The sequence below is a fragment of the Immundisolibacter cernigliae genome (genome assembly GCF_001697225.1).
GTDB lineage: Bacteria > Pseudomonadota > Gammaproteobacteria > Immundisolibacterales > Immundisolibacteraceae > Immundisolibacter > Immundisolibacter cernigliae.
On record NZ_CP014671.1, the window covers coordinates 739,138 to 765,439 of the forward strand.

The window sequence follows — 26,302 nt, forward strand, 5'->3', positions numbered from 1 at the left end:
CAGCCGGCACGGCGCCTGACCCGCAGCGCCACCGGACCGGGCAGCCCCGCTTAGGGCAGCGCCTTGACCAGCGCCGGTACGGCCTCGAACAGGTCAGCCACCAGGCCGATGTCGGCCACCTCGAAGATCGGCGCGTCGGCATCCTTGTTGACGGCGACGATGGTGCCGGCGTCCTTGATGCCGGCCAGGTGCTGTATGGCGCCCGAGATGCCGACCGCGATGTACAGCTCCGGCGCCACCACCTTGCCGGTCTGGCCGACCTGCATGTCGTTGGGCACGAAGCCGGCGTCGACTGCTGCGCGCGAGGCACCGGCCGCGGCGCCCAGCTTGTCGGCCAGCTCGAAGATGAGCCGGAAGTTCTCGCTGCTGCCAACGCCGCGGCCACCGGACACCACCTTGTTGGCGGATTGCAGGTCCGGTCGGTCCCTGGAGCCGGCACGCAGCTCGACGAAGCGGGTATGGCCGGGCAGCTCGGCGCTGCTGCTGACGGCCTCTACCGGCGCCGGCGCCTGCTCACCGACCGCCTTGTAGGAGGCCACGCGCACAGTGCCGACCACCGGCGCGCCGTCCGGCACGCTCACGGTCAGGATGGCGTTGCCGGCATAGATGGGCCGCTCGAAGCTGCGCGGGCCGAGCACCTTCATGATGTCGGACAGCGCCGGGGCGCCCAGCAGCGCCGCCACGCGTGGCAGCAGATCCTTGCCAAAGGTGGTGGATGGCCCCAGCACGTAGCCGTAACCGGCCGCCAGATCGGCGATTTGCGGCGCCAGGATCGCCGCCAGCGGCGCGGCGTTGCGGGCATCGGCGTTCCTGAGCACCCGGCTCACGCCGGCCAGCGCCGCCGCCTGCGCGCACACGCCGTCCAGCCCGGCGCCATCGGCGCCGGACACCAGCACGTCGACGCCTTCGGCGCCCAGATCCGCGCAGCAGGCCAGCACCTTGGCAGTGCCGGCGTTCAGTTTGGTGCCGTCGTGTTCGGCAATCAGCAATACCTTGGCCATCAGATCAGCCCCCGCCCCTGCAATTCCGTTACCAGTTCTTCAACCGTCTTGACCTTGATGCCGGCACCGCGCGCCGGTGGTGGCCGCACGGTGCCCAGTTCCAGGCGTGGCACGTTGCTGCCCAGCAGTTCGGCGGCAGGCTTGACGTCCATCGGCTTCTTCTTGGCCTTCATCATTTCCGGCAGCTTGACGTAGCGCGGCTCGTTCAGGCGCAGGTCGCTGGTGAACACGGCCGGCAGGTCGACCTCGATGACTTCGAGGCCCGCGTCCACCTCGCGCGTCACCCGGGCGGTGCTGCCGTTGATCTCAATCACCGAAGCGTAGGTCGCCTGCGGCCGGCCCCACAGGGCGGCCGTCATCTGCCCGGTCTGACCCGAGTCGTCGTCGATGGCCTGCTTGCCCAGCAGCACGATGTCGGCCTGCTCCTGCTGCGCCAGGGCGCAGAACACTTGCGCGGCTTCCAGCGGCTGCAGGGCGGTGGCCGATTCCACGTGGATGGCGCGGTCCATGCCCATGGCCAGCGCCGTGCGCAGCTGTTCCTGCACCGCCAGCGGGCCGATGCTGACGGCGACCAGCTCGGTGGCATGGCCGCGCTCGCGCAGGCGGATGGCCTCCTCGACGGCGATTTCGTCGAAGGGATTCATGCTCATCTTGACGCCGTCGGTGAGCACACCGCTGCCGTCGGGTTTGACGCGGATGCGGACGTTGTAGTCGACCACGCGCTTGACGCCCACCAGGACTTTCATGCTTTCTCCTCGGGAAATGACCGCCGGGCGGTCGTCTTACAGATTGACGTAATTGGGCCCGGCGCCGCCTTCCGGGGGCACCCAGGTGATGATCTCGTAGGGATCCTTGATGTCGCAGGTCTTGCAGTGCACGCAGTTGGCGGCGTTGATCTGCAGGCGCAGGGCGCCTTCCTCCTCGACCATCTCGTAGACATTGGCCGGACAGAAGCGCGTGCACGGGTTGCCGTATTCCTGACGGCAGCGGGTGACGCAGATGTTGGTGTCGGCCACGTGCAGGTGCACCGGCTGGTCCTCGTCGTGCTCGGTGGCGGCGAAGTACACCGACGCCAGCCGGTCGCGCGGCTCGAGCGTGCGTTCCACGTAATCCGGCGGCGGCGCGCCGGCCGACAGCAGGCGCAGCGCGCTGTGGTCGGCGTGGTTGCGCAGCGTCCAGGGCGTGTGGCCCAGGGTCACGGTTTCGAGCGCCGCATTGGCCAGGCCCGCCCACAGGCCGTGGTGGAAGCCGGGGCGGATGTTGCGCACGCGCCTGAGTTCCGCCGCCGATGGCGAAGCCCGCCAGCCGGCATCGAAGCGATCGCCCGCTTCAGCCACCAGATGCTCGGCCGCCAGCATGCCGGCGCGCAGGGCCATATGCGTGCCCTTGATCTTGGGCACGTTGATCATGCCGGCGGCGTCGCCCACCAGCAGCGCGCCGGGCATGCTCAGGCGCGGCAGCGACTGCAGGCCGCCTTCCACCAGCGCCCGGGCGCCGGACGAGATGATGCTGCCGCCTTCCAGCAGCGGCTTGACGGTCGGGTGATGCTTGAACTGCTGAAAGGCCTCGAAGGGCGAGAAGTTCGGGTCGCTGTAATCGAGCCCGACCACAAAACCCACCGCCACCCGATCCTCGGTCAGGTGGTAGATGAAGCTGCCGCCATACGTCGCCGAATCAAGTGGCCAGCCGATGGTGTGCTGCGTCAGCCCCGGATCGCCGCGGCCGGCCGGCAACTGCCACAGCTCCTTCATGCCGATGCCGTAGGTCTGCGGGTCGATGCCGGCGTCGAGCCCGAAATGGCGGATCAGCTGCTTGGCAAGGCTGCCGCGGCAACCTTCGGCCAGCACGGTGGTCTTGGCGTGGATGTCGATGCCGGGCGTGTAGCTGTCCTTCGGTTGACCCTGCTTGTCCAGACCCATGTCGCCGATGCGCACGCCGATCACGCGCTGGCCATCCGCATCGAACAGCGGCTCGGCGGCGGCAAAGCCCGGAAACACCTCGACGCCCAGGGCTTCCGCCTGCGGCGCCAGCCAGGCACACAGCGCCCCCAAGGAAACGATGAAATTGCCGTGATTGCGCATCTGCGGCGGGATCACCGGCGAGCGCAGGCGGCGGGACTTGGTCAGGAACGCAAACTCGTCGTGACGCACCGGCACGCACACCGGCGGCGGATTGTCGCGCCAGCCGGGCAGCAGCTCGTCCAGCGGCTGCGGCTCGATGACCGCGCCCGACAAGATCTGCGCGCCGATCTGCGAGGCCTTGTCGATCAGGCACACACTCCTGTCGGGGCTGAGCTGCTTGAGGCGGATGGCGGTGGCCAGGCCGGCCGGGCCGGCACCGACCACCAGCACGTCGAATTCGATCACGTCGCGCTCGCTCATTGCCGCCCGATCCCCTTGGTCAGCCAGTTATTCATTTTCATTGCCGGATTGTCCGCCAGCGGGCCGGGTCGCGGGCATGGCCCGCTCCTGCAACAACACCTCGGCCGTAGGAGCGGCCCATGGCCGCGACCGCAACCCTGCCGTCAACGGCGCCGTCCCGATTCATCGCTGCGTTTCAACACCACCCGCCGTCCCGGTCGCGGGCATGGCCCGCTCCTACAAAAAACGCCATGGCCGCGACCGCACGCGCAAGCCATTTCAATTACGCAGCGGCTTGCCGGTGGCCAGCATGTGTTCCATGCGCGCCTGGGACAGCGGCAGGCGCAGCAGTTCCAGGAAATGCTCGCGCTCCAGGCGCAGCAGCTCCTGCTCCGTCACCTGCCCGCCGGCCCCGCCGCTCATCACGGCGGCCATGTGGCTGGCCACCACGGCGTCGTGGGCGGTCATTTTACCGGCCTCGACCTGCGCCGCGACGCGCGCTTCGAGCGCCGCCCGCCCGGAGGCCCCCGGCAGGTTCACAACTGCTGGCTTGGCGGACGAATAGCTGCCGATCATGAGCCGGGCCATGGCCTTGGCGTCGGCAAGGACGCGCCTGCTGTGCATGGTGATGGCGCAGCGGTCGGTCAGAACGCGCATGTCGCGCGCGTCGGCGGCCGACTGCGACACCACGGCACCGACGATCAGGTCGAAGCCCCGCTCGACACCGGCATCCAGGTACCGCAGCGTCATTTCCTTGGTGCCGCCGCCGGCCGGCAGCAGGCCGACGCGCAGCTCCACCAGCCCGGCGTTCAGCTCGGCATGCGCCTGCAGCGCGTTGCAGTGCAGCAGCACCTCGCAGCCACCGCCCAGCGCCAGCCCGCGCGGCGCGCCGACGACCGGGAACGGCGCGTACTTGAAGCCCATCAGGGCGCGCTGCAGGCCGTCGATGAAGCCCTCCAGGAACGTCCAGTCGCCGCCACGGGCGGCATCCAGCATCCGCTTCAGGTTCGCGCCGGCGCAAAAATGCGGCGCATCAGAGCCGATGACCAGCGCCTGAAAATCCTGCCCGACCCGGTCCAGCGTCAGCTGCATGGCCTCAACAGTGTGTTCGTCGAGCGCGTTCATCTTGGTGTGGAATTCGAGCAGCGCCACGCCCTCGCCCATGTCCCACAGGCTGGCCGAGGCATTGCCCAGCACCGGCTTGCCGGCGCGGCGCAGGTCGGCCACGGTCAGCGTGCCGGCCTGGTGCGGCAGCGGGCGATACGCGCCATCGAAGCCGAGGTACTGCGGGCCGTCGGCGTCCTCGCGATAGAACCGTCCATCGCCGCTGGCCAGCGCCGTTTTCAACAGCGCCGGCACCGGCTGGCCGTCGGCCTCGAGGCGCTGCGCAAACCTGGCCAGGCCGATCTGATCCAGCAGCTCGAACGGCCCCCAGCGCCATGAATAGCCCTCGCGCATGGCGGTGTCGATGGCGAGCACGTCGCCGGCGATTTCCGGCGCCACGGTGGCCGTGTAGGTCAGGGCGTAGCCCAGCAAGCTGCGCGCGAAAGCCGCCCCCGCGTCGTCACCGGCGAGCAGCTCGACCGGCGTGCGCGCCCTGGCGCCGGCAAGGTCCACCTTCTGCTGCGGCCGATAATCGAGTGTGCCGAGGTCCAGCGCCTGGCGCTGCTTGTCCGCCGTAAGTCGATAAAAGCCGCCACCGGCCTTGCGGCCGATCCAGCCGCGCTCCAGCATGGTCTTGAGCAGGGGCGGCAGGTCCAGCAGTGGCTGCGCTGGATCGCTGGCCGGCAACTGGCCCTGCATGTTGCGCGCGATGTCGGCCAGCACGTCCAGGCCCACCAGGTCGATCAGGCCGAACACGCCGGTGCCCGGCAGGCCGATCGGCTTGCCGGCGACGGCGTCAGCCTGCTCAACCGTCAGGCCCAGCTGCAGCGCCGCCCGTACCCCGGCCAGCATGGCCAGCACGCCGATGCGGTTGCCGATGAACGACGGCGTGTCGCGGGCATCGACCACTTCCTTGCCCAGTTGCACAGTGCAGAACTCGCGCAGCGCTTCGGTCGCCTGCGGCCGGGTAGCCGGGCCGGCCACCAGCTCCAGCAGGCCCATGTAGCGCGGCGGGTTGAAGAAATGGGTGATCAGGAAATCGGCCGCGAAGCTCGGCGGCAGGCCGGCGGTGATTTCGGAAAGGCGGATGCCGGAGGTGTTGGAACTGACGATCGAGCCCGGCCGGCGCACGCGCTGGACCCGCTCGAACAGCGCCTGCTTGACCGCCAGGCGCTCGACCACCACCTCGACGATCCAGTCGGCCTCGGACAGCCAGCCCAGATCCTCGTCGAAACCGCCGGTCCGGATCAGCTCGGCCGCCGCGCGGTTCATCAACGGCGCCGGCTTGCGCTTGAACAAATCCTGCTTGCCGCGTTCGGCCGCCTCGCGCGTCAGGTCCAGCAGCAGCACCGGCACACCGGCGTTTGCCACCTGCGCGGCAATGCCGGCACCCATGTTGCCGGCGCCCAGCACCGCCACCTGCCTGATCGTCGTATCCAGCATCACCTGCGCGCCCCCAAGTCCTGTTGCTGCTTTTCCGCACTGCAACGAAGCCGCGAACCTTAATGAATGTTAGCCACCGCTGGCAAGCCGTCCGCCTTCACATTGGCCGTCACATCAGCAGCGCCATGCCGATCGGCAGGGTGACGAAGTACAACAGCGTCGAGCCGACCATCACCGCCGCCAGCAGTTCGGTATCCAGGCCAAAGCGCTCGCTCAGGATCATGCTGGCCATCATGGTCGGCATGCCCATCAGCAGCGTGGTGGCGACCGTGGTTTCGCCCGCTCCGGCCACCAGCCGGGCCAGGCCGTAGACCGCCACCGGCACCAGCGCCAGCTTGATGAGCGCGACCCCGGCAATCTGCCGCCAGAAGCTGCGGAAATGCCCGAACGACAGCGACATGCCGACCGTCAGCAGCATGCACGGCATGGTCGCGTAGCCGAGCATGCTGGCGGCCTTGTCGATGCCCGGCGCTATCGGCACCGCCAGTAGATTCATCACAAACCCGACCACGAACGCCCAGATCGGCGGCAGCCTTGCCAGCACGCGCAGGAACTGCCCCGGCGTCTGCAGGTGCTCGCCGTGGTTGCCGCAGCGCACCGCCACCCATAGCGCCAGCGACCAGAACAGCGGATTGATGCCAAGAATGTCGGCATAGATCGCGTAGCGCGCGCCGTCCGGCCCGAACAATGCCTGCAGCACCGGAATGCCCAGCGAGATGATGTTCGGCAGGCCACAGGCGATGACCAACGCGCCCAGCTGCGCCGGTCCTTGCAGGGCGAACATGCGCTGCCGGAATAGCGCCCAGGCCAGACCCATGCCCAGCACGATGGCGAACATGGTCAAGGCTGGCGCCAGAACCAGGTCGGCATTCACCTGCGCCCGGATCACGGTGTGAAACGCCAGCGCCGGGTAGAACAGATACATCACCAGCGCGCCAATCGCCCGCCGCGCCGTCGGTGCGTCCAGGCCGCCGGGGCGCGTGCGGCGCCACACGTAGCCCAGGCCCATGATGGTGCCGACCGGCAGCAGCGCCTGTTGCAGGACCGGAGCGAGACTGATCACGGGCGGCTCCCTAAGGATTTGTTCTGAATTGCTTGCCGCAGGCGAGCGTCCGGGACGGTCGCAGCCCGACCCGGACGCGCCGGGAGGGCCTGCGTGCGGTATGGTAAGCGCGACTCCCCACTGAACATCCGCCATGCAAGCCATCCTCGCCGAACCACGCGGCTTTTGTGCCGGCGTGGTGCGCGCCATCGACATCGTCGAGCGCGCCCTCGAACTGTACGGCCCGCCCGTCTACGTGCTGCACGAGATCGTCCACAACCCGCACGTGGTCGAGAGCCTGCGCAGCCGCGGTGCGATCTTCGTCGAAACCGTGGATGAAATCCCGCCCGGCGCGCGCGCCATCTTCAGCGCCCACGGCGTGGCCGACAGCGTGGTCGAGGCCGCCGCCGCGCGCGGCCTGCGCAGCATCGACGCCACCTGCCCGCTGGTCACCAAGGTGCACGGCCAGGCCCAGCGCTATGCGAATCAGGGCTACGACGTCGTCATCGTCGGCCACGCCGGCCATCCGGAAGTGGAAGGCACCCGCGGCAGCGTGCGCGGGCGGGTGCATGTGGTGGGCGAACCGGCCGAGGTCGACACGCTGGTCGTGGCAGACCCGGCGCGGGTCGCCTACGTGACGCAGACCACGCTGTCCATGGACGACACGCGCGACGTCATCGACGCGCTCAAGGCGCGTTTCCCGGCCGCCCGCGGCCCGGACACCAACGACATCTGCTACGCCACGCAAAACCGCCAGAACGCCGTCAAGGCGCTGCTTGCCGACATCGACGTGCTGCTGGTGGTCGGCGCCCGCAACAGCTCGAACTCGAACCGCCTGCGCGAGGTCGGCGAGCGTGCCGGCAAGGCGGCCTACCTGGTAGGCGACGCCGCCGACCTGGACCCGGCCTGGTTCGGGCCGGACACGCGCATCGGCATCACGGCCGGCGCCTCCACGCCGCAGCGGCTGGTGGATGCCGTGATCGAACGCCTGAAAGGCATGGGCCTGGATGCCATCGACACCCAGGTCGGCGTGGCCGAAGAAGCCATCTTCCGCCTGCCGCCGGAACTGGCCCGCCCGGACCGCGGCCGCCTGCCCGCCGACCTGCGCTGACAGCGCTCTCGGGCAGCTTGCGCCGGGCGCGGCCAGCGCCGGCACACGCTCAGTTGGGCGGGTGTTTGTCGTCCTTGCCGTGCGGCTGCATCGAATGCGCGTCGCGATGATCGGCGCCGCGATCGGGCGCGTGCTCCATCTGTTGCTCCTCGGCCCGGAAATGGTCGAGACCTTCCTCTGACCGGCGCTCGCCAGCCCGGTCCATACCGCGGTCGGCATCCGGCGCGGATTGCTTGTTGCTGCTGGCCGGTGGCGTGCTGGAGTGGCTTGAGGCGCCGCCGGTTGCGTGACCGGCTTTCGGGGCCGCGGCGACGCCACCGGCGAGCGCCAGCAGTGCGATGGCGGCGCAGGTCGTTTTTAGGTGCTTGTTCATGTCGTGACTCCTGATGATTTGAAGCCGGACAGCCTGTTGCCGGCCGGCGGGGCGTTGGACTGCACGGATCATTGCCGGTTCGTCCCGACTACCGGTCGGCAGCGGACTCAGCCGCCGTCGGCGGCCAGCGCATCGGCCTGTTCGGCACAGTCGAACACGGCCCCCAGCGCCTGATCCACGTTCTCCAGCCACACGAACTCCAGGTGTTCGCGGGCGCTGGCCGGGATGTCGTCGTAGTCCTTCCTGTTGCGCGCCGGCAGCATCACCCGGCGGATGCCGGCGCGGTGGGCGGCGACGATCTTTTCCTTGATGCCGCCGACCGGCAGCACCAGGCCGCGCAGGCTGATTTCGCCGGTCATGGCGGTATCCGCGCGCACGCAGCGGCCACTGTGCAGCGAGTGCAGGGCCACGAACATGGCCACGCCGGCGCTGGGTCCGTCCTTGGGGATGGCGCCGGCCGGCACGTGCACGTGGATGTCGTGCTTGTCGAAGGAATCCGCTTCCAGGCCCAGCGTGTCGGCGCGGGCCTTGAGCAGGCTAAGGGCCGCCTGCACGCTTTCCTTCATCACGTCGCCCAGCTGGCCGGTCAGGATCAGCTTGCCGTTGCCCGGCACGCGGCTGGCCTCGATGAACAGGATGTCGCCGCCGACCGGCGTCCAGGCCAGGCCCGTGGCCACGCCCGGCATGGCGGTGCGCATGGCCAGTTCCGAGTCGAACTTGCGCGCGCCAAGAATGGCCGGCACGTCTCCGGCGTCGATGCGCTGCACGCCGGTCTGGCCCTCGGCCACGCGCACCGCGACATGCCGCAGCACGGCGCCGATTTCGCGCTCCAGGTTGCGGCAGCCGGCCTCGCGCGTGTAGCCGTCGATGAGCACGCCGATGGCGGCGTCGGTCAGCTGCACCTGTTCGGCGCCCAGGCCACAGGCCTTCAGTTGCCGGTCGATCAGGTAGCGCCGGGCGATCTGCAGCTTGTCCTCCTGCGTGTAGCCGGGCAGTTCGATCACTTCCATGCGGTCGCGCAGCGGGCCGGGAATGCTGTCGAGCACGTTGGCGGTGGCGATGAACATGACCTGAGACAGATCAAAAGGCACCGCCAGATAATTGTCGCGGAAGGAGTTGTTCTGCTCCGGGTCGAGCACTTCCAGCAGCGCCGACGACGGGTCGCCGTGAAAGCCCTGGCCGAGCTTGTCCATCTCGTCGAGCATCAGCACCGGGTTGCGCGTACCGCCGCGGCGGATGGCCTGGATGATGTTGCCCGGCAACGCGCCCACATAGGTGCGCCGGTGGCCGCGGATCTCCGCCTCGTCGTGCACGCCGCCCAGCGACACGCGCAGGAACTTGCGGCCCATGGCGCGTGCAATGCTCTGGCCGAGCGAGGTCTTGCCCACGCCCGGCGGGCCGACGAAGCACAGGATCGGGCTCTTGCCCTCGGGGCTGAGCTTGCGCACGGCCAGATGCTCCAGGATGCGCCGCTTGATCTTGTCCAGGCCCCAGTGGTCCTCGTCCAGCACCCTGCGCGCGGCCGGGATGTCCAGGCTGTCGGTGCTGGCCACGCTCCACGGCAGCTCGGTCAGCCAGTCCAGATAGGTGCGCAGCATCGGGTACTCGCCCGACGCCTCGGGCATGCGCTCCAGGCGCTTGAGTTCCTTGCGCGCGTGCTGTTCGACCTCCTCCGGCATGCCGGCCTTGGCGATGGCCTCGGCGATTTCCTGCACCTCGACCGCCTGATCGTCGGCTTCGCCCAGCTCTTTCTGGATGGTTTTGAGCTGCTCGCGCAGCACGAACTCGCGCTGGCGCTCGTCCAGCTTGTCGCGGGTCTGCTGGGAGATGTCGCGCGAGATCCGCAGCACCTCGATGCGCCGCGCGAGCAGTTCCGACACGCGCATCAGGCGCTGCGGCAGGTCGATCAGTTCGAGGATTTCCTGTTTCTCCTCGGGCTTCAGGTCCATGTAGCTGATGATCAGGTCAGCCAGCGCCGAGCCGGTCGGCGTCGACTGGATGGCGTGCACCAGCTCGGCCGGCGTCTGCGGCAGCAGTTCGAGCGCCGCCAGCGCCTGCTGGCGCAGGTTCAGTACGCGCGCCTCGGCGTCGACGCCCGTTTCCGGCGCGGCCGGCAGGCGCTCCACCCGCGCCAGCAGGTACGGGTGGCCGGGAATGAAGTCCAGCACCCGGAAGCGCTCTTCGCCCTGGCACACCAGGTGGTGCGCGCCGTCCTGGGCGGACACGAAGCGCAGCACGCTGGCCACGGTGCCGACGCGGTACAGGTCGTCCGGGCCGGGGTCGTCGATGCTGCCGTCCTTCTGCAGCAAAAGACCCAGCGGCCGGTCGCTGCGCGCGGCTTCCTGCGCGGCTTCCACCGAGCCCTTGCGGCCGACCGTGAGCGGCATCACCACGCCCGGAAACAGCACCAGGTTGCGCACCGGCAGGATCAGCAGCACGTCGTCGCCGACCGTGCTCACGGCCGGGGCGGTGACTTCGGGATTGTTCGCGTTCATGTTCATTCTCCGGTCAGCGACGGGGCCCGGTGCAGCACCAGCACCAGGCAGCCGTGGTTCAGTTCCAGGCGGTCGATCTGATAGACGCCCGGCGGCAGGCGCAGGCGCCGCTCGAAGCGCCCGCGCGGAATTTCCAGGCGCTGTACCTGATGGCCGCGCAGGGCGTCCGGCAGGCGCCGCTCGCCGGCGATCACCAGCATGGCGCCGTCGATGCCGACCTCCAGCCGCTCGGCGGTGACGCCGGGCAGCGCGGCCATGATCACCAGCTCGTTGCCGGTGGCATAGATGTCTACCGGCGGCTGCCAGGCGCGCGCCGCGCCGCGCCGGCCCGGCGGGTCGAAAAACTGCCGCTGCAGCCGCTCGGCCTGGTCGAGCATCGAGCAGGCCTCGGCCCACATCCAGCGTTCCAGATCACGCGATGGCATGGCGGTCCTCCTTGCAGTGTTCAGGCACAGGCCGGCAGCGTCATGGTCCGGCCGTGCGCCAGACTGGCGGCCAGCGCCGGCGGCAGGTCCAGTTCCACCGCCACCGGCAGATGGTCGGACATCGGGTGGTCGAGCACCCGCGCGTGGCGCACCTTCAGACTCGGCGACAGCAGCACATGGTCGAGGTTACGCCGCGGCCGCCAGGACGGGTAACTGTGCCCCTCGGTGTCGGCCACGTGCAGCCCGGCGTTGATGAGACTGGAATGCCGCTGCAGGTGCCAGGCCGGGCAGTTCATGTCGCCCAGCAGAATCAAGTCCTTGCAGTGCGCCGACAGGCGCGCCAGATAACGCAGCTGGCGCTGGCGCGAGCGCTGGCCCAGCGACAGGTGCACCGCCAGCACGTGCAGCGGCCGGGCATCGCTGCCGAAGCTGAGCAGCAGCGCGCCGCGTCCGGGCAGGAAACCGGGCAGGCGGCACTCGCGGATGCCGGTCGGCGGCAGGCGGCTGAGCACGGCAATGCCGTGGCGGGCCAGCGCCCCGTAGTTGCGGTTCACCTGCAGGTGCCAGTTCGGAAAGCCGGCCCGCTCGGCCAGGTACTGGGCCTGGTTCAAAAAGGCGCCGCGGTAGGAGCCGGCGTCGATTTCCTGCAGCGCCACGATGTCGTGGTCGCGCAGCACGGTGGCGATCTGGTCGAGGTTTTCCTGGCGCCCGCCAAACGGCAGCACGTGCCGCCAGCCGCGCGTCAGATACTGGCGGTAGCGGCCGGTGTCGATGCCGACCTGGATGTTGTAGGTCAGGACGCGCAGGCGGTTTTCGGGATGATGCATGGGGTGTCCGGACGCGCCGGGGGGCGGCGCTGTGTGTTGCAAGATGGGGTCGGCGCGACGGTGCGCAAGGGCGACCGTCCCGGGGCTTGGACCCCGTTGCGGGCCGCGTGGCATGTTGGCATGGGCCGGGGACCGGCGGCTGTGATGTCAATCAGACGGGGCCAGCGTGGCGCTTGTTGATTCGCGGCGCGGGCGCCGCTCCCACAATGGGGGCACCGTGTGGGAGGCCCGCCCTCGGGCCGAACTGCTACCGTTTGCCAAGATGTTCTGACCCGAAATATCCGCCATGACCATGCCCCTGCTCGGCCATCCCCTGTCCGGCCCCGCCTGTCTGTGGCGAGGATTCCGTTGCCTGTTCGATCGCCGCTGGCGCAGTCTGGTGCTGGCGCCGCTGGCCATCAACGCGCTGCTGTTCGGCGCCGGCAGCGTATGGGCTGCCGGGCGCGTGGCGGCGGCCGTGCGCTGGTTACAGGATGCGCTGCCGGGCTGGCTTGACTGGCTGGCGTTTCTGGCCTGGCCACTGTTCGGGCTGGGGCTGCTGCTGGTGTTCGTGTACGCCTTCACGGCGTTGGCGAACCTGATCGGGGCGCCGTTCAATGTGATTCTGGCGCGCCGCGTGAGCGGGGATGTCGCGCCCCCGGCCGGCGGCTGGCTGCGCGAGGCCACACAGGCAATGCTGAACGAACTGCGCAAGCTGCGTTATTTCTTGGTGCGGGCCGTGCCGCTGGGTCTGCTGCTGTGGGTGCCGGGCGTGAATCTGGTCGCCGGACCGCTGTGGCTGCTGCTGGGGCGTGGCTGCTGGCGCTCGAATACCTCGACTACCCGCTGGGCAACCGGGGCCTTGATTTTGGTGCCGTGCGCCGGACGGCCGCTGCCATGCCGCTGCGGGCGCTGGGCTTTGGCGGCAGCGTGCTGCTGCTGGGCGCGGTGCCGATCGTGAATCTGCTGCTGATGCCGGCGGCGGTGATCGGCGCCTGCCTGCTGGTACGGGACGACGATAGGGGCTGAACAGGGGATTCGACCAGGGAGCCGCGGACTTGCCAGGCATCGCCACACGGAGCCCAAAAGGCAAGGTTGCCACGTCGCGCTGCGCGCTCCTCGCAACGACGGGGGTAAAGCCGGCGCGGTGCCATGGTGCCATCGGGGTGCCATCAACCTGGGCCGCTCCACCCCCGCTGTCGCCCTGAGGCGCGAAGCGCCGTGAGGGCCTTGCCTTTAACCCGCCGCGGTGTGGCTCTCAGGGCGCAATCTGCGCCAAGGGCCGGTGCCGTGCCAGCAGACCCAGCGCCTCGGCCGCCGCCCGGTACGTGACATGGCCGTCCATGGTGTTGACGCCCGCCGCCAAGGCCGGGTCGGCGAACAGCGCTGCGCGGCCACCGGCGGCCAGCGTTTTCAGATACGGCAGCGTCGCCTGCGTCAGCGCCACGGTGGCCGTGCGCGGGTAGGCGCCCGGCATGTTGGTGACGCAGTAGTGGACAACGCCATGCACCGGATACACGGGGTCGGAGTGGCTGGTCGGATGGGCGGTTTCCACGCAGCCGCCCTGGTCGATGCTGACATCCACGATCACCGTGCCGGGCCGCATGCGGCGGACCATGTCGGCGCTGACGACGTGCGGCGCGCGGGCGCCGGGCAGCAGCACGGCGCCGACCAGCAGATCCGCCTGCGCCAGTTCGGCGGCAATTGCCTCCGGCGTGGACAGGCGCCAGCTCACATTCGCGGACAGCTGCTTCAACAGCGCTGCGCCTTGGTCGGCATCGATGCCGTAGACGATGACCTCGGAGCCCAGTGCTGCCGCGCTGGCTGCCGCGTGCTGGCCGACCACGCCATCGCCGACCACCAGCACCCGCCCGTGCGGTTTGCCCAGCACGCGGCCCAGCTGCACGCCGATGCCGCCGTGCGGTTTGGCCAGGTACCAGGCGCCGACGGCCACCGCCATGTTGCCGGCAATGGCGCTCATCGGCGCCAGCAGCGGCAGGTGGCCGGCGGCGTCGCGCACGGTCTCGTAGCCGATGCCGGTGGTGCGACTGGCCAGCAGGGCCTCGGTCAGGGCCGGAGCGACGCCGGCCAGGTGCAGGTAGGTGAACAGCATCTGGCCGCGCAGGTAGCCGTATTCGGCTGCCATCGGTTCCTTGACCTTGACCACCAGATCGCAGTCCCAGGCCTGGGCGGCGTCGCCCAGCACCGCCCCGGCGGCGACGTACTCGGCATCGGAAAAGCCGGACCCGACCCCCGCGCCGCGCTGCACGCGCACGGTGTGGCCGGCGCCGGTCAGGGCCGCCGCGCCGGCCGGCGTGAGGGCCACGCGGCTTTCGTTGTCCTTGATCTCGGTCGGGATGCCTATGTTCATGACGGACTCTTCGCTTGGGGATGATGCCGTGACCTGGCAGCGGCCACGGTCAGGGCATCCGATGGGTTCCGATTCGGTTATCGTGCAAACCTTGTACCAGACTCTTGGACTGTTTCCGGGCATGACGTTTTCCGTCCTTGCCGCGGTCGCCGTGGCGGCCGGGCTGCTGGCCCTCGTGCTGGCGATTTTTCTGATCCAGGCGCGCGGCCGTATTGCGGCCGGACAACGGCAGGCCGACCAGCGGGCCATCGAGCTCGACAGCCTGCGCGCCGAATACCAGGCATTGGCCGAGGAGCGCGCCCGCTTGCAGGCCGACTGCGCCCGGCTGGCGCCGCTGCAGGTCGATCTGCGCGAAAAGACGGACGAGGCGCAGGCGCTGGCCGTGCGTCTGGAACGCGCCGTGACCGAGCTGTCGGAGGAACGCCGCCGCAGCGAGGACAAGCTGGCCGTGCTGCAGGAAGCGCGCGGCCAGCTGACCGAGCAGTTCAAGAACCTGGCGCAGGAAATCCTGGAAGACAAAAGCCGCCGTTTCACGGACCAGAACAAGACCAATCTGGAAGCGCTGCTGAATCCCTTGCGCGAGCAGATCGGCGGCTTCCAGAAGCGCGTCGAGGACGTCTACGACAAGGAATCGCGCGACCGGGTGTCGCTTTTGAAGGAAATCCACACCCTGCGCGACCTGAACCAGACCATTGCCGTGGACGCCGTGAATCTGACCAATGCCCTCAAGGGCCAGACCCGCACCCAGGGCGTGTGGGGCGAGATGGTGCTCGAGCGCGTGCTGGAACAGTCCGGCCTGCAGAAGGACCGCGAGTACGAGCTGCAGGTGAGCGTCAGCAGCGAGACTGGCCGCCAGCGACCGGACGCCATCGTGCACCTGCCGGACGGCAAGGACGTGGTGATCGACGCCAAGGTGTCGCTGACCGCCTACGAGCGCTACGCCAGCGCCCCGGACGATCTGACGCGCACCCAGGCGCTGCGCGAGCATGTGGCCTCGCTGCGTGCCCACATCCGCGGCCTTGGAGACAGAAACTACCAGCTGCTGCCGGGCGTACGCTCACTCGATTTCGTGCTGCTGTTCGTGCCGATCGAGCCGGCCTACATGGAAGCCCTGCGCGCCGAGCCGGCGCTGTTCACCGAGGCGCTGGAGCGCAACATCGGCCTGGTGAGCCCGTCCACGCTGCTGACCACGCTGCGCATGATCCAGAACGTGTGGCGCTTCGAGCACCAGAGCCGCAACGCGCAGGAAATCGCCCGCCGGGCCGGCGATCTTTACGACAAGTTCGTCGGCTTCGTGCAGGACCTGGATGCCGTCGACAGCCGCCTGGCGAGCACGCGCAATGCCTTCGACGCGGCCCGCAACAAGCTGGTCAGCGGGCGCGGCAACCTGGTCAAGCGGGCCGAGGACCTGAAGGCGCTGGGCGTCGAGGCCTCCAAGTCCCTGCCGGCGGCGCTGCTGGACCAGGCGCAGGCGGAACTGGCCGCGCCGGAGCCAGACGGCTCCGCGGCCGGCGCGCATCCTCAAACCTGAGCGCAGCCACCGTGTCCGATCGTCTGGTGGCCCGTCTTGGGGCGCATGTTTACTACGGCTGGGTGGTGTTGGGCGTGGCGACGCTTGGCGGTGTTGTGTCCGCCGGCAGCAGCCAGATGTACATGGGCTCGGTGCTGCTGGCGATCACGCAGGACACCGGCTGGACCAACACCGGCATTGCCGGTGCCCTGTTGGCCGGCACGCTGATCGGCGGCCTGGTATCGCCCGTTGCCGGTGCGTGGGTAGACCGGCACGGGCCGCGCGCGCTGATGGGCACGGCTGCGGTCGTCATGGCTGCCGGTTTTGCGCTGATGGGGTCGAGTCCTACGTTGGCCACCTTCTACTGTGGCTACATGCTGTGTCGTGGTGCCGCTCAAGGCGTCATCGGCGGCGCCGCGCAGCGGGCGATCGCCGTGCACTGGTTTTTGCACTACCGCGGCCGGGCCATGGGTATCGTTTCCATGTCGGTGCCGCTGGGCGGTGCTGCGGCAGCGTTTGGCGGCGCCTACGCCATGCGCTCCGGCTGGGCGTGGCGGGATACGTTTCTGGCCATGGGCGCGATCACATTGGTGGTGCTGGTACCGCTCGCCCTGCTGTTGTTGCGACGCAGCCCGGAAGCGCTGGGCCTGGAGCAGGATGGTGGCCTGGTCGAGTCACGCGTGGCCCGCGCCGGACGCCGGCCACGTCCGACTGCTGACGAGTATCCGTGGACCCTGCCGCAGGCGCTGCGCACCTGGGCGCTGCGTTTTCTGATGGCGGCGGCGGTGACGGCCATCGCCGCCAATGGCACCTTGGTGTTCTATCACGTCACTTATCTGACCAGTCGCGGCGTGTCGCAGGTGCAGGCGGTGACCGCCATCAGCATCCTGGCGCTGACCGGCGCGCTGGCCAACGTGGTCTGGGGCTACCTGTCGGAGTTCTTTTCCGAGCGACGCCTGGCCATCGTCTCCCAGCTGCTGGCGGCCGGCGGCATCCTGCTGATGCTGCGCGTGGACAGCGCCACTGGCGCGCTGGTGCTGTCGGCCGTGCTGGGCCTGCTGGTGCGCGGCGAGGGCTCGCTGACTGGGCTTATCCTGTCCAATTACTTTGGTCGCTTCGCGTTCGGGCGCATTGCTGGCCTGATGGCCAGCTTCCAGCTGGTGGGGCTTGGACTGGGGCCGGTCATCGCGTCCGCCGTGTACGATATTTCGCATTCCTACGCCGCTATCTACGGCCTGGTCGCCGCCGGCTACGTCGCTTCGGCCGGCCTGTACCTGCTGGCGCGCCCGCCGTCCCGGCCGACTGACTGAGTCGCGGGCGCACCGTTGTCCCGTTTTTTTGAAACCACTCCAAGGAGCTGACAATGAATTTTTCCGAACTGGTCAGGGCCCGCCGCAGCGTGCGCGATTACGACCTCTCGCAGCCGGTCAGCGACGCCGACCTGAAGGCGATCTTCGACGACGTGATCCTGAGCCCCAGCGCCTTCAACCTGCAGCAATGGGCCTTCGTGGTGGTGCGGGAGTCCGAGCAGAAAAAGCGCTTGCGCGCCGCGTCCATGGATCAGGTGCAGGTCGAGAACTGCGGCGCCGCCATCGTGGTGTGCGCCAGGCTGGACGCCCATGTCGACGCGCCGACCATCTTTGCCCAGGCGCCGGAACCGATGCGCGAGCGCATGATTGGCATGACCGGCCAGATGTACGGCGGCAACGCGCAGTTCGCGCGTGACGAAGCCATCCGCGGCGCCAGTCTGGCGGCGATGACACTGATGTATGCCGCCAAGGAGCGCGGCTTCGATACTGGCGCCATGATCGGCTTCAACCCGCAGCAGGTGGCCGAAGTGGCTGGCCTGACCGCCAACTACATCCCGGCCATGCTGATCGTGATGGGCCGCGGCACGCCGCCGGCCACCCGCGCGGCCATCGCAAGCCGGTCAGCGAGGTGGTGAAGCTGGAGCGCCTGGACGGGGCCGGACTCGCCTGAGAAGCGCGGCCCGCCCCGGGCCGAATGCCTGCGCCCGGGCTTGCGGGAGGCCCGCCCCCGGGCCGAATCTGTGAATGGAAGATTCGCGGCGGGGGCGCCGCTCCCCACAGGGGCGCCACTCCCGCAGCCGATCCGGGCCTATGCCACCGCCCGCTGCAGGCGATCGTTGACCGCTCGCCAGGATTCGTCCCGTGGCGGGGCCTCGATCAGCAGGCGCGAGAAGCCGCGCCGGTCGAGCGCGCGCAGCGCCGCGTACAGGCCCTGGCCGTAGGCAGCCGGATCGTCGGCAAGGGCAATGCCGTTCTCGCCGACGCTGCGGCCGAGCGCCAGTACGCCCACTGTCTGCCCGAGCGCCGCGAGCTCGGCCAAGCGCCCCGGCAGGACGGCGCCGACGACCAGTTCGGCCGGCGTGCGCGGCGCGTAATGCCGGGCCAGCAGGCCCGACACGCGCGGGGCAGATCCTGCCGCTGTCGCACCATCGGCCGTGGCCGTGCTGCCGATCACGCGGGCAATGTCCGCCGCGCCGATGGCGCCCGGCCGCAGCACCACCGGCGCGCCGCGGCTCAGGTCCACGATGGTCGATTCGATGCCGACCCGGCACGGCCCGCCGTCCAGGATCAGCGGCACGGCAGCGCCGAATTCGTCCCGCACGTGCGCGGCGGTGGTGGGGCTGATGTGGCCGAAGCGGTTGGCCGACGGCGCCGCGATGCCGCTGCCGAAGGCCCGCAGCAGGGCCAGCGCCAGCGGATGATCCGGCACGCGCAGGGCCACCGTGTCCTGCCCGCCGGTGACAGCCCGTGGCACGCGCGCGCCACGGGCCAGAATCATGGTCAGCGGGCCCGGCCAGAAGGCGCGCGCCAGCGCCCGGGCGGGCGGTGGCACGGCGGCGGCCCAGTTCTCGAGCGGCTCGTCGGGCGGCAGGTGCACGATCAGCGGATGCTCGGCCGGTCGGCCCTTGAGGGCGAAGATGCGCGCCACGGCGACCGGGTTCAGCGCATCGGCACCCAGGCCGTAGACGGTCTCGGTGGGCAGGACCACCAGCTGCCCGGCGCGCAGCAGTGCCACCGCCTTGGCGATGAGGGCGTCGGTCACGGCGCCAGCCGGTCGATGTGCGCCGCCAGGATGAAATCGTTCATGCTCAGGCCACCCACCGAGTGCGTCCACAGGGTGACTTCGACCCGGCCCCAGGCCAGCAGCAGATCGGGGTGATGGTCTTCGGCCTCGGCCAGCGCGCCGATGCGGTTGACCAACGCCAGACCGCTCGCAAAATCCGGCAGGCGGTACGCTCGCCGCAGGTGATGGCCGTCCACCACCTGCCAGGCGGCGTCGAGCTGCGCCTGCAGCGCCTGCCATTGCGCGATCGCCAGAGGCGGCGTGCCGGCTGGCAGAGAGGTGCAGTGTTGCCGGGCAAGGTCGGTCATGGCTCAGGTCCGCTCGAACAGGGCAATCGACTCCACGTGCGCCGTGTGGGGAAACATGTCCACGACGCCGGCCCGCGCCAGGCGGTAGCCCTGGCCGACCAGCAGGCCGGCGTCGCGCGCCAGTGTGGCCGGGTTGCAGGATACGTACACGATGCGCACCGGCGCCGATTTTGGCACTGCGCCGCACAGGGCCTGCGCGCCGGATCGGGGCGGATCCAGCAGCCAGGCCTCGCAGCGGCCGATGCGTGCCAGGGCGGCCGGGGCATCGTCGTAGAGATTCGCCTGCTCGAAGCTGCAGCGGTCCGTCAGACCCGCCCGCCGGGCATTGCCGCGGGCGCGGGCGACCAGCGTCGCTTCGCCTTCCAGACCCAGCACGCGGGCGCCGCGCCGGGCCAGCGCGAGACTGAAATTGCCGACGCCGCAGAACAGGTCCGCCACTGGCTGGTCAGGCGTCGGCGCCAGCAGGTCCACCGCCAATGCAACCAGTTTCTGGTTGATGGCGAAGTTGACCTGCGTGAAATCGAGCGGTCCGAATTCGAGTTCCAGATCGAAGGCGTCCAGCCGGTAGGTGGGCAGACAATCGCCACCCGGCGGCAGTGGGTGGACAGTGTCCGGCCCGGCCGGCTGCAGGAACCAGCGCACACCGTGCGCCGCGGCGAAGTCGGCCAGGGCCGTGCGGTCGGCGTCGGACAGCGGCGCAAGGTGGCGCATGACCAGCAGCACCTCATCGTCAGTGGCCGTGACTTCCAGTTGCGGCACCTGCGCCGCCACCGACAGGCCGCCGATCAGCGCGCGCAGCGGGCCGATCAGCGCGGCCAGGCGCGCGTCCAGCACCGGGCAGTCGCGCATGTCGGTCAGGAACGACGAGCGCCGCTCGCGAAACCCCACCAGCACGCCGCCGCGCCTGGACACCTGGCGCACGCCCAGGCGCGCCCGGCGCCGGTAATGCCAGGCCGGCCCGACGATCGGGTCCAGCCACTGCGCCGGCTGCACGCCGCCGATGCGCGCCAGTTTTTCCGCCAGCTGCGCCTGTTTGTCCTGCACCTGCGCGGCGTGGTCCTGGTGCTGCAGCGCGCAGCCGCCGCAGCGCGCATAGGCCGCACAGGCCGGGACCACCCGCTGCGGCGAGGGCTCCAGGACGCCCTGCGTCACTGCCTCGTCGTAGTTGCCGTGCCGGCGCACCAGGGCGGCCCGTACCCGCTCACCGGCCAGCGCGCCATCGACGAAGCACAGCTTGCCGTCGATGTGGGCGACGCCCTGGCCGCCGTCGGCCATGCGCTCGATCAGCAGCGGTTCGGACAGGGCTTGCGCCACGAGTGGACGCACACGGCGGTTGCTGCGGTTCATGGGGACACGGGGAAGCGGCGGCAGGGCCGGCATTATCCGGAATTAGCCCCTGCCGTAGCGGCGACAGGCGCCCGGGACCGGCGCAGCCGCGCTGCGCTGCGCGATGATCGCCCGGCACAGCCGGGCTCCCACAGTGGTCCGATGGCTGCGGGAAACGCTGGAGTAGTCGGCGATTCCGTTACGCTGTCAGGCGCCCGCCGACCGTCACCCTGGCCGGGCGGGCACAGCCCCGCTCACGCCGATGCTTGCAGCCGGTGTCGACGAGCCGCGGGGGCAGCTTCGCGCGGTTCCCGGCGCCGGGCTTGCCCCGGCCGAGTCAGACGCTGATCCGCCGCCGGCCCGACGCAGCGGAGCCGACGCACGCCAGCCCGACCAGCAGAAGCGCCAGAGTGTCGCCTTCCGGCACGGCGCTGATCTGCCCCTGTATCCAATCCTGGTAGGCCGCGACCACGGTGCCGCCACCGACGGCACCGAACTCGACATTGTTGCCGCCGGTGCTGCCGTTGAAGGCACCTATACCCGCCAGCAGCCAGGTGTCGCCGCGCTGCACGAACACCGGCGCACCGGAATCACCGCCTGCGAAGCCGGCCTCGCGGTTCGCGCCCAGGCTCCCGGCGCCCCACACGCCGTTGCCCGTCGGGCCATCGAAATCGAACATGAAGACTTCGTTCGCCCCGTTGGCGACATCGTCGTCCGCCAACAGCCGGTCCACCACGTTCTGGCCGACGCGCTTGACGTTCGGGTTCGCTGGCGTCGTCGCGCCGGTGCCGTTGCCGCCAGCGCCGTAGCCGACCATGGTGATGATGTCGCCCTCGCCAAGCGGAGCACTCGAAAGAGCATAGGAGGGGATGCCGCCCTGGACCGGCGCTGCCAGGCGCACCAGGGCGAGGTCATCGTGCCAGACGCCATCCGCACCGGGCGTGGTGCCGGCGTACCCGGAATAGACGAATACCGCCTCGGCGGCGAAGGTCTGCATGACGCTGCCGTTGACGTTGACGTTGAACTGGATGCTGCCCGGCGCACGGCCGCTGACCACATGCGCGGCGGTGAGCACGTAGCGATCGCTGACCAGCGCCCCGCTGTAGGTGCCGCCGCCGGTGCTGAGCGAGCCGACGCCGGCCCAGGGCGACAGGAGGGTATTGGAATCGACGCCGCTGCCGCCGACGATGGCCTGCGCACCGGTGGAGGCCAACAGGGCCAAGCCCGCCAGGGCGCGGCGCATCGGAGGGGCCGCAGTGGCGTTCGTCATTGTTCGTTCCCTTTGTTTGAGTTTGCTTATGTGGGTTTGTGCCTTGTGGCGTCACGAGCGGGCCGGGTCTTATCTCAGGGCGCCAGCTGGATGCGGTCCTGCGGTCCGGGCGCCACGCCGGCCGGGTTGGCCGTGAAGTAAGCCTCCAGGGCATCCAGGTCCTGCGCGCCGCCGAGGCGGTTGCTGCCTTGCTGCAGCACGTAGATCTGGTCGCCGCCGTCGGCCAGGAAGCTGTTCACCGTCACCCGGTAGCTGTCCGCCGGGGCGATGGGCACGCCGTTCAGCTGCACGGAGGCCGGATCCACGTTGTCGCAGGGGGTGCCCTTTTCGCGCCAGGCGTAGGTGAAACCTTCGGACACCTGCAGGATGCGATTGAACGGCTGCCCGGCAGCCGGCGCCCCGGCCGGGTAATCCACTGTACAGCCGGTGAACTGCTGTTCGAGCAGGGTGTGGATCTGCGCGCCGGTGAGGCTCAGCGTGACCAGCGAGTTGCCGAACGGCTGGGTGGTGAAGGCCTCGCCGTAGGTGACGTCCCCGTCGGTCTTGCCGGGCGCACTGAACGGCAGGTCGGCGCGGATGCCGCCGGGGTTCATGAAGGCCACGACGGCATCGCCGAGGCCGGCATCGTCGGTGGCATCGAGCTGCGCATCGGCGATCACGTCGCCCAGCGACGACTCGCCGGCGGCGTTGCTGGTGCGGCTCAGGGTGGCGGTGATCTTGCCGATCACGCGCTTGCGCGGGCCGGCCGACAGCGCCACGTAGTTGGCCACCAGCGGCGTGAACGCCGGGTCTTCGGCCACGGTGGCGTTGTTCGGAATCGGCACGTTGTTGGCGGCCACGCTCAGCACGTCGCGACGGCGGGTGTCGATGGTCAGGTCGATGTCGCTGACCAGCCGTCCGAACGAACCGGCCGAGGTCACCCGCACCGGCACGCCGTCGCGGTTGGCGATCAGGCAGTTGTACGCGCTGTGGGTGTGGCCGGAGATGACCAGATCGACCTCGCCAGCCAGGCGATTGACGATGTCCACGATCGGGCCCGACACGCCGTCGCAGCCGTTCATGCCACCGCCTGTAGTCAGGCCGCCCTCGTGGATCAGCACCACCACGGTCCGGATGCCCCGCGCGCGCAGTTCGCGAATCTGCGCGTTGACGGTGTCGGCTTCGTCCCGAAACTCCAGACCGGCCACGCCGGACGGGGTAACGATGGTCGGCGTGCCTTCCAGGGTCATGCCGATGAAGGCCACCTTGTTGCCCAGGAAATCCTTGACGCCGACGCCGGGAAACAGCGTCTGACCGCTGGCCGTGTCGACCACATTGGCGGCCAGGAACTCAAAGCCGGCACCGGCGAACTGGCCGTCCTTCAGGTCATCGGTCAGGCCCAGGCCGGAGTTCGGGTCGGTCGGGTGGTTGCCGCCGTTTTGCATGCGCAGCAGCTCGGCGCGGCCCTCGTCGAACTCGTGGTTGCCGACGGCGTTGAAGTCGATGGCCAGGCGGTTCATGGCCTCGATGGTCGGCTCGTCGTGGAACAGGGCGGACACCAGCGGGCTGGCGCCGATCATATCCCCGGCCGACACCACCGCGTGCAGCGGATTGGCGACGCGCAGGCCGTTGATTACGGTGGCCAGGCGCGCCACGCCGGGGTTGCTGCCGGCCGCCTCGATGTTGCCGTGAAAGTCGTTGAACGCGATCAGCTTGACCGTCAGCTGTGCCCCGACCTGCGATTGCTGCGCGGCCGCGATCAACTTCGCCCGGTCGACAGCCGGCAGCGCACCGCCTTGCATGGGCGCCAGCGTGACCTCGGTCACGTGGCGCAGGAAAGCCGCGCGGTCGCCCCAGGGGTCCTCATCCAGGATCAGCCCGTCCAGCGTCTGGCAGCTGGCGTCGATGGTGCGGTCGGCCACGCCGGTGTCGAAATCGCCAAAGCGCACATTGCCGCTGGGCGGGGTGCAGGCGGCCTGCAAGGCTGGCGCGGCCAGGCCGGCCAGCAGAAGAAGGGTGGCGGTTTTGCGGTCCATCGGGGTGCTCCCTGTCGGTTGTCGGGTCCGGCCGCGCGCACGGCGGCTTTCGTCGGGCAGGGATGCTAGGGCGCCGACTTGACGGTGCGAGGACAGTTCCATGACAGGTCTGTGATACCGCCCGCCAGACCACATGACGCGCGCCGCGCAGCTTGCCATGCAGTGCCACGCCGTTTCGATGTGCCCGCGCCAGCGTGGCCTGTGCGGTCAGTTCGCAGCCGGTGTCTGAGCGCATGACCGCAGGCCGACCGCGCCGCGCACAGACCCCATCGCGCATCCACGTTCTCAAGGACATACGCAAAGTCGACTGGATCGCGCCCCGCTCGTCACTCAGGGCCGGATCGCCGGGAACCGCAAGTGGTACGCGCGGTCTATTTTTCGGGACCGTTCAACCCGGAGGACGCGATGACCAAAGACCACGGCCCGTCCATCAAGGACGACGCGCGCTACGAGAAACTGCGCGAGCACGGCTACGGCAAGGAAAAGTCCGCGCGCATCGCCAATACACCCCGGCACACGGCCGCCACCCGTGGCGGCAAGGCTAGTGATTACGAAGACCAGACCCGCGCGCAGCTCTACGACAAAGCCAAAAAGGTCGGGATTCCCGGCCGTTCGCGCATGCGCAAGGACGAACTCATTCACGCGCTGCGCGATCACTGAAGGGCCCCGCCGTGCCCCGTCCGGTCTGGCGCGGTCACATCGCCTTCGGGCTGGTCAGCATCCCGGTGGTGCTGTACGCGGCGGAACACCGCAGCGAGCTGGGCTGCTGACCTTACTGACGCCAACTCGTCGCCGACGGCGCGCAGCAACAAGGCAATCGTTTCCGGAAAACGGCATAGAGCCCGACGCTGTGCAGGGCCATACAATCTGCTGCGTGGAATTTGGATGCCGCGCAGGCGCAACAAGTACAACGCACTCCACGTCACCGCTTCGCATGCGGGTCGTACACTCATCCGCGCGCCACCGCCCACTACCCCAAACACAGGAACCCACCGTGTCCGCCTTGTTCCAGCCCTTCAAACTCAAGGACATCACCCTTCGCAACCGCATCGGCGTGCCGCCCATGTGCCAGTACTCGGCCATCGACGGCCGCGTGACAGACTGGCATCAGGTGCACCTGGCCGGGCTGGCGCGCGGTGGCGCCGGGCTGGTGGTGGTGGAAGCCACGGCGGTGTCGCCCGAGGGCCGCATCACGCCCGGCTGCACGGGCATCTGGAACGACGAGCTGGGGCAGGCCTTCGCGCCCATCGTGCAGGCCATCAAGGCCGGCGGCGCGGTGCCGGGCATTCAGATTGCCCACGCCGGGCGCAAGGCCAGCGCCAACCGGCCCTGGGAAGGCGACGATCAGATTGCCGACGGCGATCCGCGCGGCTGGCAGACCATCGCGCCGTCGGCCATCCCCTTCGGCGCCCACCTGCCGAGGGTGCCACGCGCCATGACGCTGGACGACATCGCTCGAGTGCGGCAGGACTTTGTCGATGCGGCCCGCCGCGCCCTGGATGCCGGCTTCGAGTGGCTTGAGCTGCACTTCGCGCACGGCTATCTGGCGCAGAGCTTCTTTTCCGTGCATTCCAACCAGCGCACCGACGCCTACGGCGGCAGCTTCGAGAACCGCAGCCGCTTTCTGCTGGAAACGCTGGCCGCGGTGCGCAAGGTCTGGCCCGAACACCTGCCGCTGACGGCCCGATTCGGTGTGGTCGAATTCGACGGTCGGGATGAACAAACGCTTGCCGAGTCCATCGAACTGACCCGTCGCTTCAAGGCCGGCGGGCTGGACCTGCTCAGCGTCAGCATCGCCTTCACCACCCTGAACGCCAAGGTTCCGTGGGGACCAGGCTTTCTGGGTCCGATCGCCGGGCGCGTGCGCCGCGAAGCCGGCATCCCGGTGGCCTCCGCGTGGGGCTTTGGCGAGCCGGCCGTGGCCCAGAAAGCGCTTGAGGATGGCCAGATGGACCTGGTGCTGATCGGCAAGGGTCATCTGGCCAACCCGCACTGGCCGTACCAGGCGGCGCGCGAGCTGAACATCGACAAACCGGCCTGGGTATTGCCGGCGCCGTATGCGCACTGGTTGTCTGCCCTGCGCTGAGTTGGCAGGCGCCGCCATGCTTGGCTGAGCGTCAAGCGCCGGACGCGGCCATGGCCGTGCACAACAGCACGCACGGCCAGCATTCAACGAAACGCCGAATCCCCATTTGTCAGACTGCGCCGCACTGCAAAACGGCCCAGCCCCATGCCAGGGGCGGCGCTTC

General features: G+C 69.4%; 21 protein-coding genes and 1 pseudogene. 7 read left to right on the forward strand and 15 right to left on the reverse strand.

The window, feature by feature from the left end; translation table 11 throughout:
• Positions 1-50: 50 nt before the first annotated feature.
• The 5 genes from PG2T_RS16810 to PG2T_RS15975 form a co-directional block, all read right to left on the reverse strand.
• Positions 51-1,001: an electron transfer flavoprotein subunit alpha/FixB family protein gene (locus PG2T_RS16810; RefSeq protein WP_068802848.1), complete on the reverse strand. Its 951-nt coding sequence runs from the start codon at positions 999-1,001 to the stop codon at positions 51-53.
• Positions 1,001-1,747: an electron transfer flavoprotein subunit beta/FixA family protein gene (locus tag PG2T_RS03495; protein WP_068802849.1), complete on the reverse strand. Its 747-nt coding sequence runs from the start codon at positions 1,745-1,747 to the stop codon at positions 1,001-1,003. Before PG2T_RS03495 ends, PG2T_RS16810 begins: the two co-directional genes overlap by 1 nt.
• Positions 1,748-1,783: 36 nt before the next feature.
• The gene (locus PG2T_RS03500) at positions 1,784-3,382 is read right to left on the reverse strand and encodes an electron transfer flavoprotein-ubiquinone oxidoreductase (protein WP_068802850.1); all 1,599 of its coding nucleotides are present in this window, start codon (positions 3,380-3,382) and stop codon (positions 1,784-1,786) included.
• 258 nt (positions 3,383-3,640) lie between these two features.
• The gene (locus tag PG2T_RS03505; protein ID WP_068802851.1) at positions 3,641-5,908 is read right to left on the reverse strand and encodes a 3-hydroxyacyl-CoA dehydrogenase/enoyl-CoA hydratase family protein; all 2,268 of its coding nucleotides are present in this window, start codon (positions 5,906-5,908) and stop codon (positions 3,641-3,643) included.
• Positions 5,909-6,017: 109 nt separating this feature from the next.
• Positions 6,018-6,971: an AEC family transporter gene (locus PG2T_RS15975; protein WP_158513138.1), complete on the reverse strand. Its 954-nt coding sequence runs from the start codon at positions 6,969-6,971 to the stop codon at positions 6,018-6,020.
• Positions 6,972-7,104: 133 nt separating this feature from the next.
• Between PG2T_RS15975 and ispH the strand changes: the two genes are divergently transcribed.
• Complete coding sequence (ispH, locus tag PG2T_RS03515; protein WP_068802852.1) at positions 7,105-8,061, forward strand: 4-hydroxy-3-methylbut-2-enyl diphosphate reductase; 957 nt, start codon at positions 7,105-7,107, stop codon at positions 8,059-8,061.
• A gap of 49 nt (positions 8,062-8,110) precedes the next feature.
• On the opposite strand, the gene PG2T_RS03520 is transcribed toward ispH, so the two are convergent.
• The 4 genes from PG2T_RS03520 to PG2T_RS03535 all read right to left on the reverse strand — a co-directional run bounded on the left by PG2T_RS03520 (position 8,111) and on the right by PG2T_RS03535 (position 12,181).
• A complete protein-coding gene (locus PG2T_RS03520; protein ID WP_068802853.1) occupies positions 8,111-8,434 on the reverse strand; it encodes a hypothetical protein in 324 nt (107 codons plus the stop codon).
• Positions 8,435-8,541: 107 nt separating this feature from the next.
• Complete coding sequence (gene lon / locus PG2T_RS03525) at positions 8,542-10,929, reverse strand: endopeptidase La (protein ID WP_068802854.1); 2,388 nt, start codon at positions 10,927-10,929, stop codon at positions 8,542-8,544.
• Positions 10,930-10,931: 2 nt separating this feature from the next.
• Positions 10,932-11,354, reverse strand: coding sequence for an Hsp20/alpha crystallin family protein (locus PG2T_RS03530; RefSeq protein ID WP_068802855.1), 423 nt, complete (start codon positions 11,352-11,354; stop codon positions 10,932-10,934).
• Positions 11,355-11,374: 20 nt separating this feature from the next.
• A complete protein-coding gene (locus tag PG2T_RS03535; RefSeq protein WP_202816409.1) occupies positions 11,375-12,181 on the reverse strand; it encodes an endonuclease/exonuclease/phosphatase family protein in 807 nt (268 codons plus the stop codon).
• Positions 12,182-12,473: 292 nt separating this feature from the next.
• Between PG2T_RS03535 and cysZ the strand changes: the two are divergent.
• Positions 12,474-13,078 (forward strand): annotated as a pseudogene (cysZ, locus tag PG2T_RS03540) (sulfate transporter CysZ); the annotation flags it as partial.
• Between the two features lie 340 nt (positions 13,079-13,418).
• Here the strand turns inward: cysZ and ald are convergent.
• Positions 13,419-14,531, reverse strand: a complete 1,113-nt coding sequence (gene ald, locus PG2T_RS03545) for an alanine dehydrogenase (RefSeq protein ID WP_068802857.1) — start codon at positions 14,529-14,531, stop codon at positions 13,419-13,421.
• Between the two features lie 121 nt (positions 14,532-14,652).
• On the opposite strand from ald, the gene PG2T_RS03550 reads away from it, so the two are divergent.
• Genes PG2T_RS03550 through PG2T_RS03560 form a run of 3 tightly spaced genes read left to right on the forward strand, consistent with a single transcriptional unit; the run spans position 14,653 to position 17,986 of the window.
• The gene (locus tag PG2T_RS03550) at positions 14,653-16,062 is read left to right on the forward strand and encodes a DNA recombination protein RmuC (protein ID WP_068802858.1); all 1,410 of its coding nucleotides are present in this window, start codon (positions 14,653-14,655) and stop codon (positions 16,060-16,062) included.
• An 11-nt stretch (positions 16,063-16,073) separates the two neighbouring features.
• The gene (locus PG2T_RS03555) at positions 16,074-17,351 is read left to right on the forward strand and encodes an MFS transporter (RefSeq protein WP_068802859.1); all 1,278 of its coding nucleotides are present in this window, start codon (positions 16,074-16,076) and stop codon (positions 17,349-17,351) included.
• Between the two features lie 53 nt (positions 17,352-17,404).
• A complete protein-coding gene (locus PG2T_RS03560) occupies positions 17,405-17,986 on the forward strand; it encodes a nitroreductase family protein (protein ID WP_083214735.1) in 582 nt (193 codons plus the stop codon).
• Between the two features lie 173 nt (positions 17,987-18,159).
• Here the strand turns inward: PG2T_RS03560 and PG2T_RS03565 are convergent, their stop codons facing one another.
• From PG2T_RS03565 to PG2T_RS03585, 5 genes are all read right to left on the reverse strand, one after another.
• Positions 18,160-19,113 carry an L-threonylcarbamoyladenylate synthase gene (locus PG2T_RS03565; RefSeq protein WP_068802860.1) on the reverse strand — a complete coding sequence of 318 codons (954 nt, stop codon included), beginning with the start codon at positions 19,111-19,113 and terminating at the stop codon, positions 18,160-18,162.
• Positions 19,110-19,442 (reverse strand): 4a-hydroxytetrahydrobiopterin dehydratase, encoded by a 333-nt coding sequence (locus tag PG2T_RS16395; protein ID WP_068802861.1) that lies wholly within the window; start codon positions 19,440-19,442, stop codon positions 19,110-19,112. Before PG2T_RS16395 ends, PG2T_RS03565 begins: the two co-directional genes overlap by 4 nt.
• A 3-nt stretch (positions 19,443-19,445) precedes the next feature.
• A complete protein-coding gene (rlmD, locus tag PG2T_RS03575; protein ID WP_075968129.1) occupies positions 19,446-20,789 on the reverse strand; it encodes a 23S rRNA (uracil(1939)-C(5))-methyltransferase RlmD in 1,344 nt (447 codons plus the stop codon).
• A 316-nt stretch (positions 20,790-21,105) separates the two neighbouring features.
• The gene (locus tag PG2T_RS03580) at positions 21,106-22,011 is read right to left on the reverse strand and encodes a trypsin-like serine protease (protein WP_068802862.1); all 906 of its coding nucleotides are present in this window, start codon (positions 22,009-22,011) and stop codon (positions 21,106-21,108) included.
• 101 nt (positions 22,012-22,112) lie between these two features.
• A complete protein-coding gene (locus PG2T_RS03585; protein ID WP_068802863.1) occupies positions 22,113-24,053 on the reverse strand; it encodes a bifunctional metallophosphatase/5'-nucleotidase in 1,941 nt (646 codons plus the stop codon).
• A 405-nt stretch (positions 24,054-24,458) separates the two neighbouring features.
• Here PG2T_RS03585 and PG2T_RS03590 point away from each other — a divergent pair, with 405 nt between their 5' ends.
• Both PG2T_RS03590 and PG2T_RS03595 read left to right on the forward strand, forming a co-directional pair.
• The gene (locus PG2T_RS03590; RefSeq protein WP_068802864.1) at positions 24,459-24,713 is read left to right on the forward strand and encodes a DUF7218 family protein; all 255 of its coding nucleotides are present in this window, start codon (positions 24,459-24,461) and stop codon (positions 24,711-24,713) included.
• Between the two features lie 334 nt (positions 24,714-25,047).
• Positions 25,048-26,139 (forward strand): NADH:flavin oxidoreductase/NADH oxidase, encoded by a 1,092-nt coding sequence (locus tag PG2T_RS03595; RefSeq protein WP_068802865.1) that lies wholly within the window; start codon positions 25,048-25,050, stop codon positions 26,137-26,139.
• The last annotated feature ends 163 nt before the right edge of the window (positions 26,140-26,302 follow it).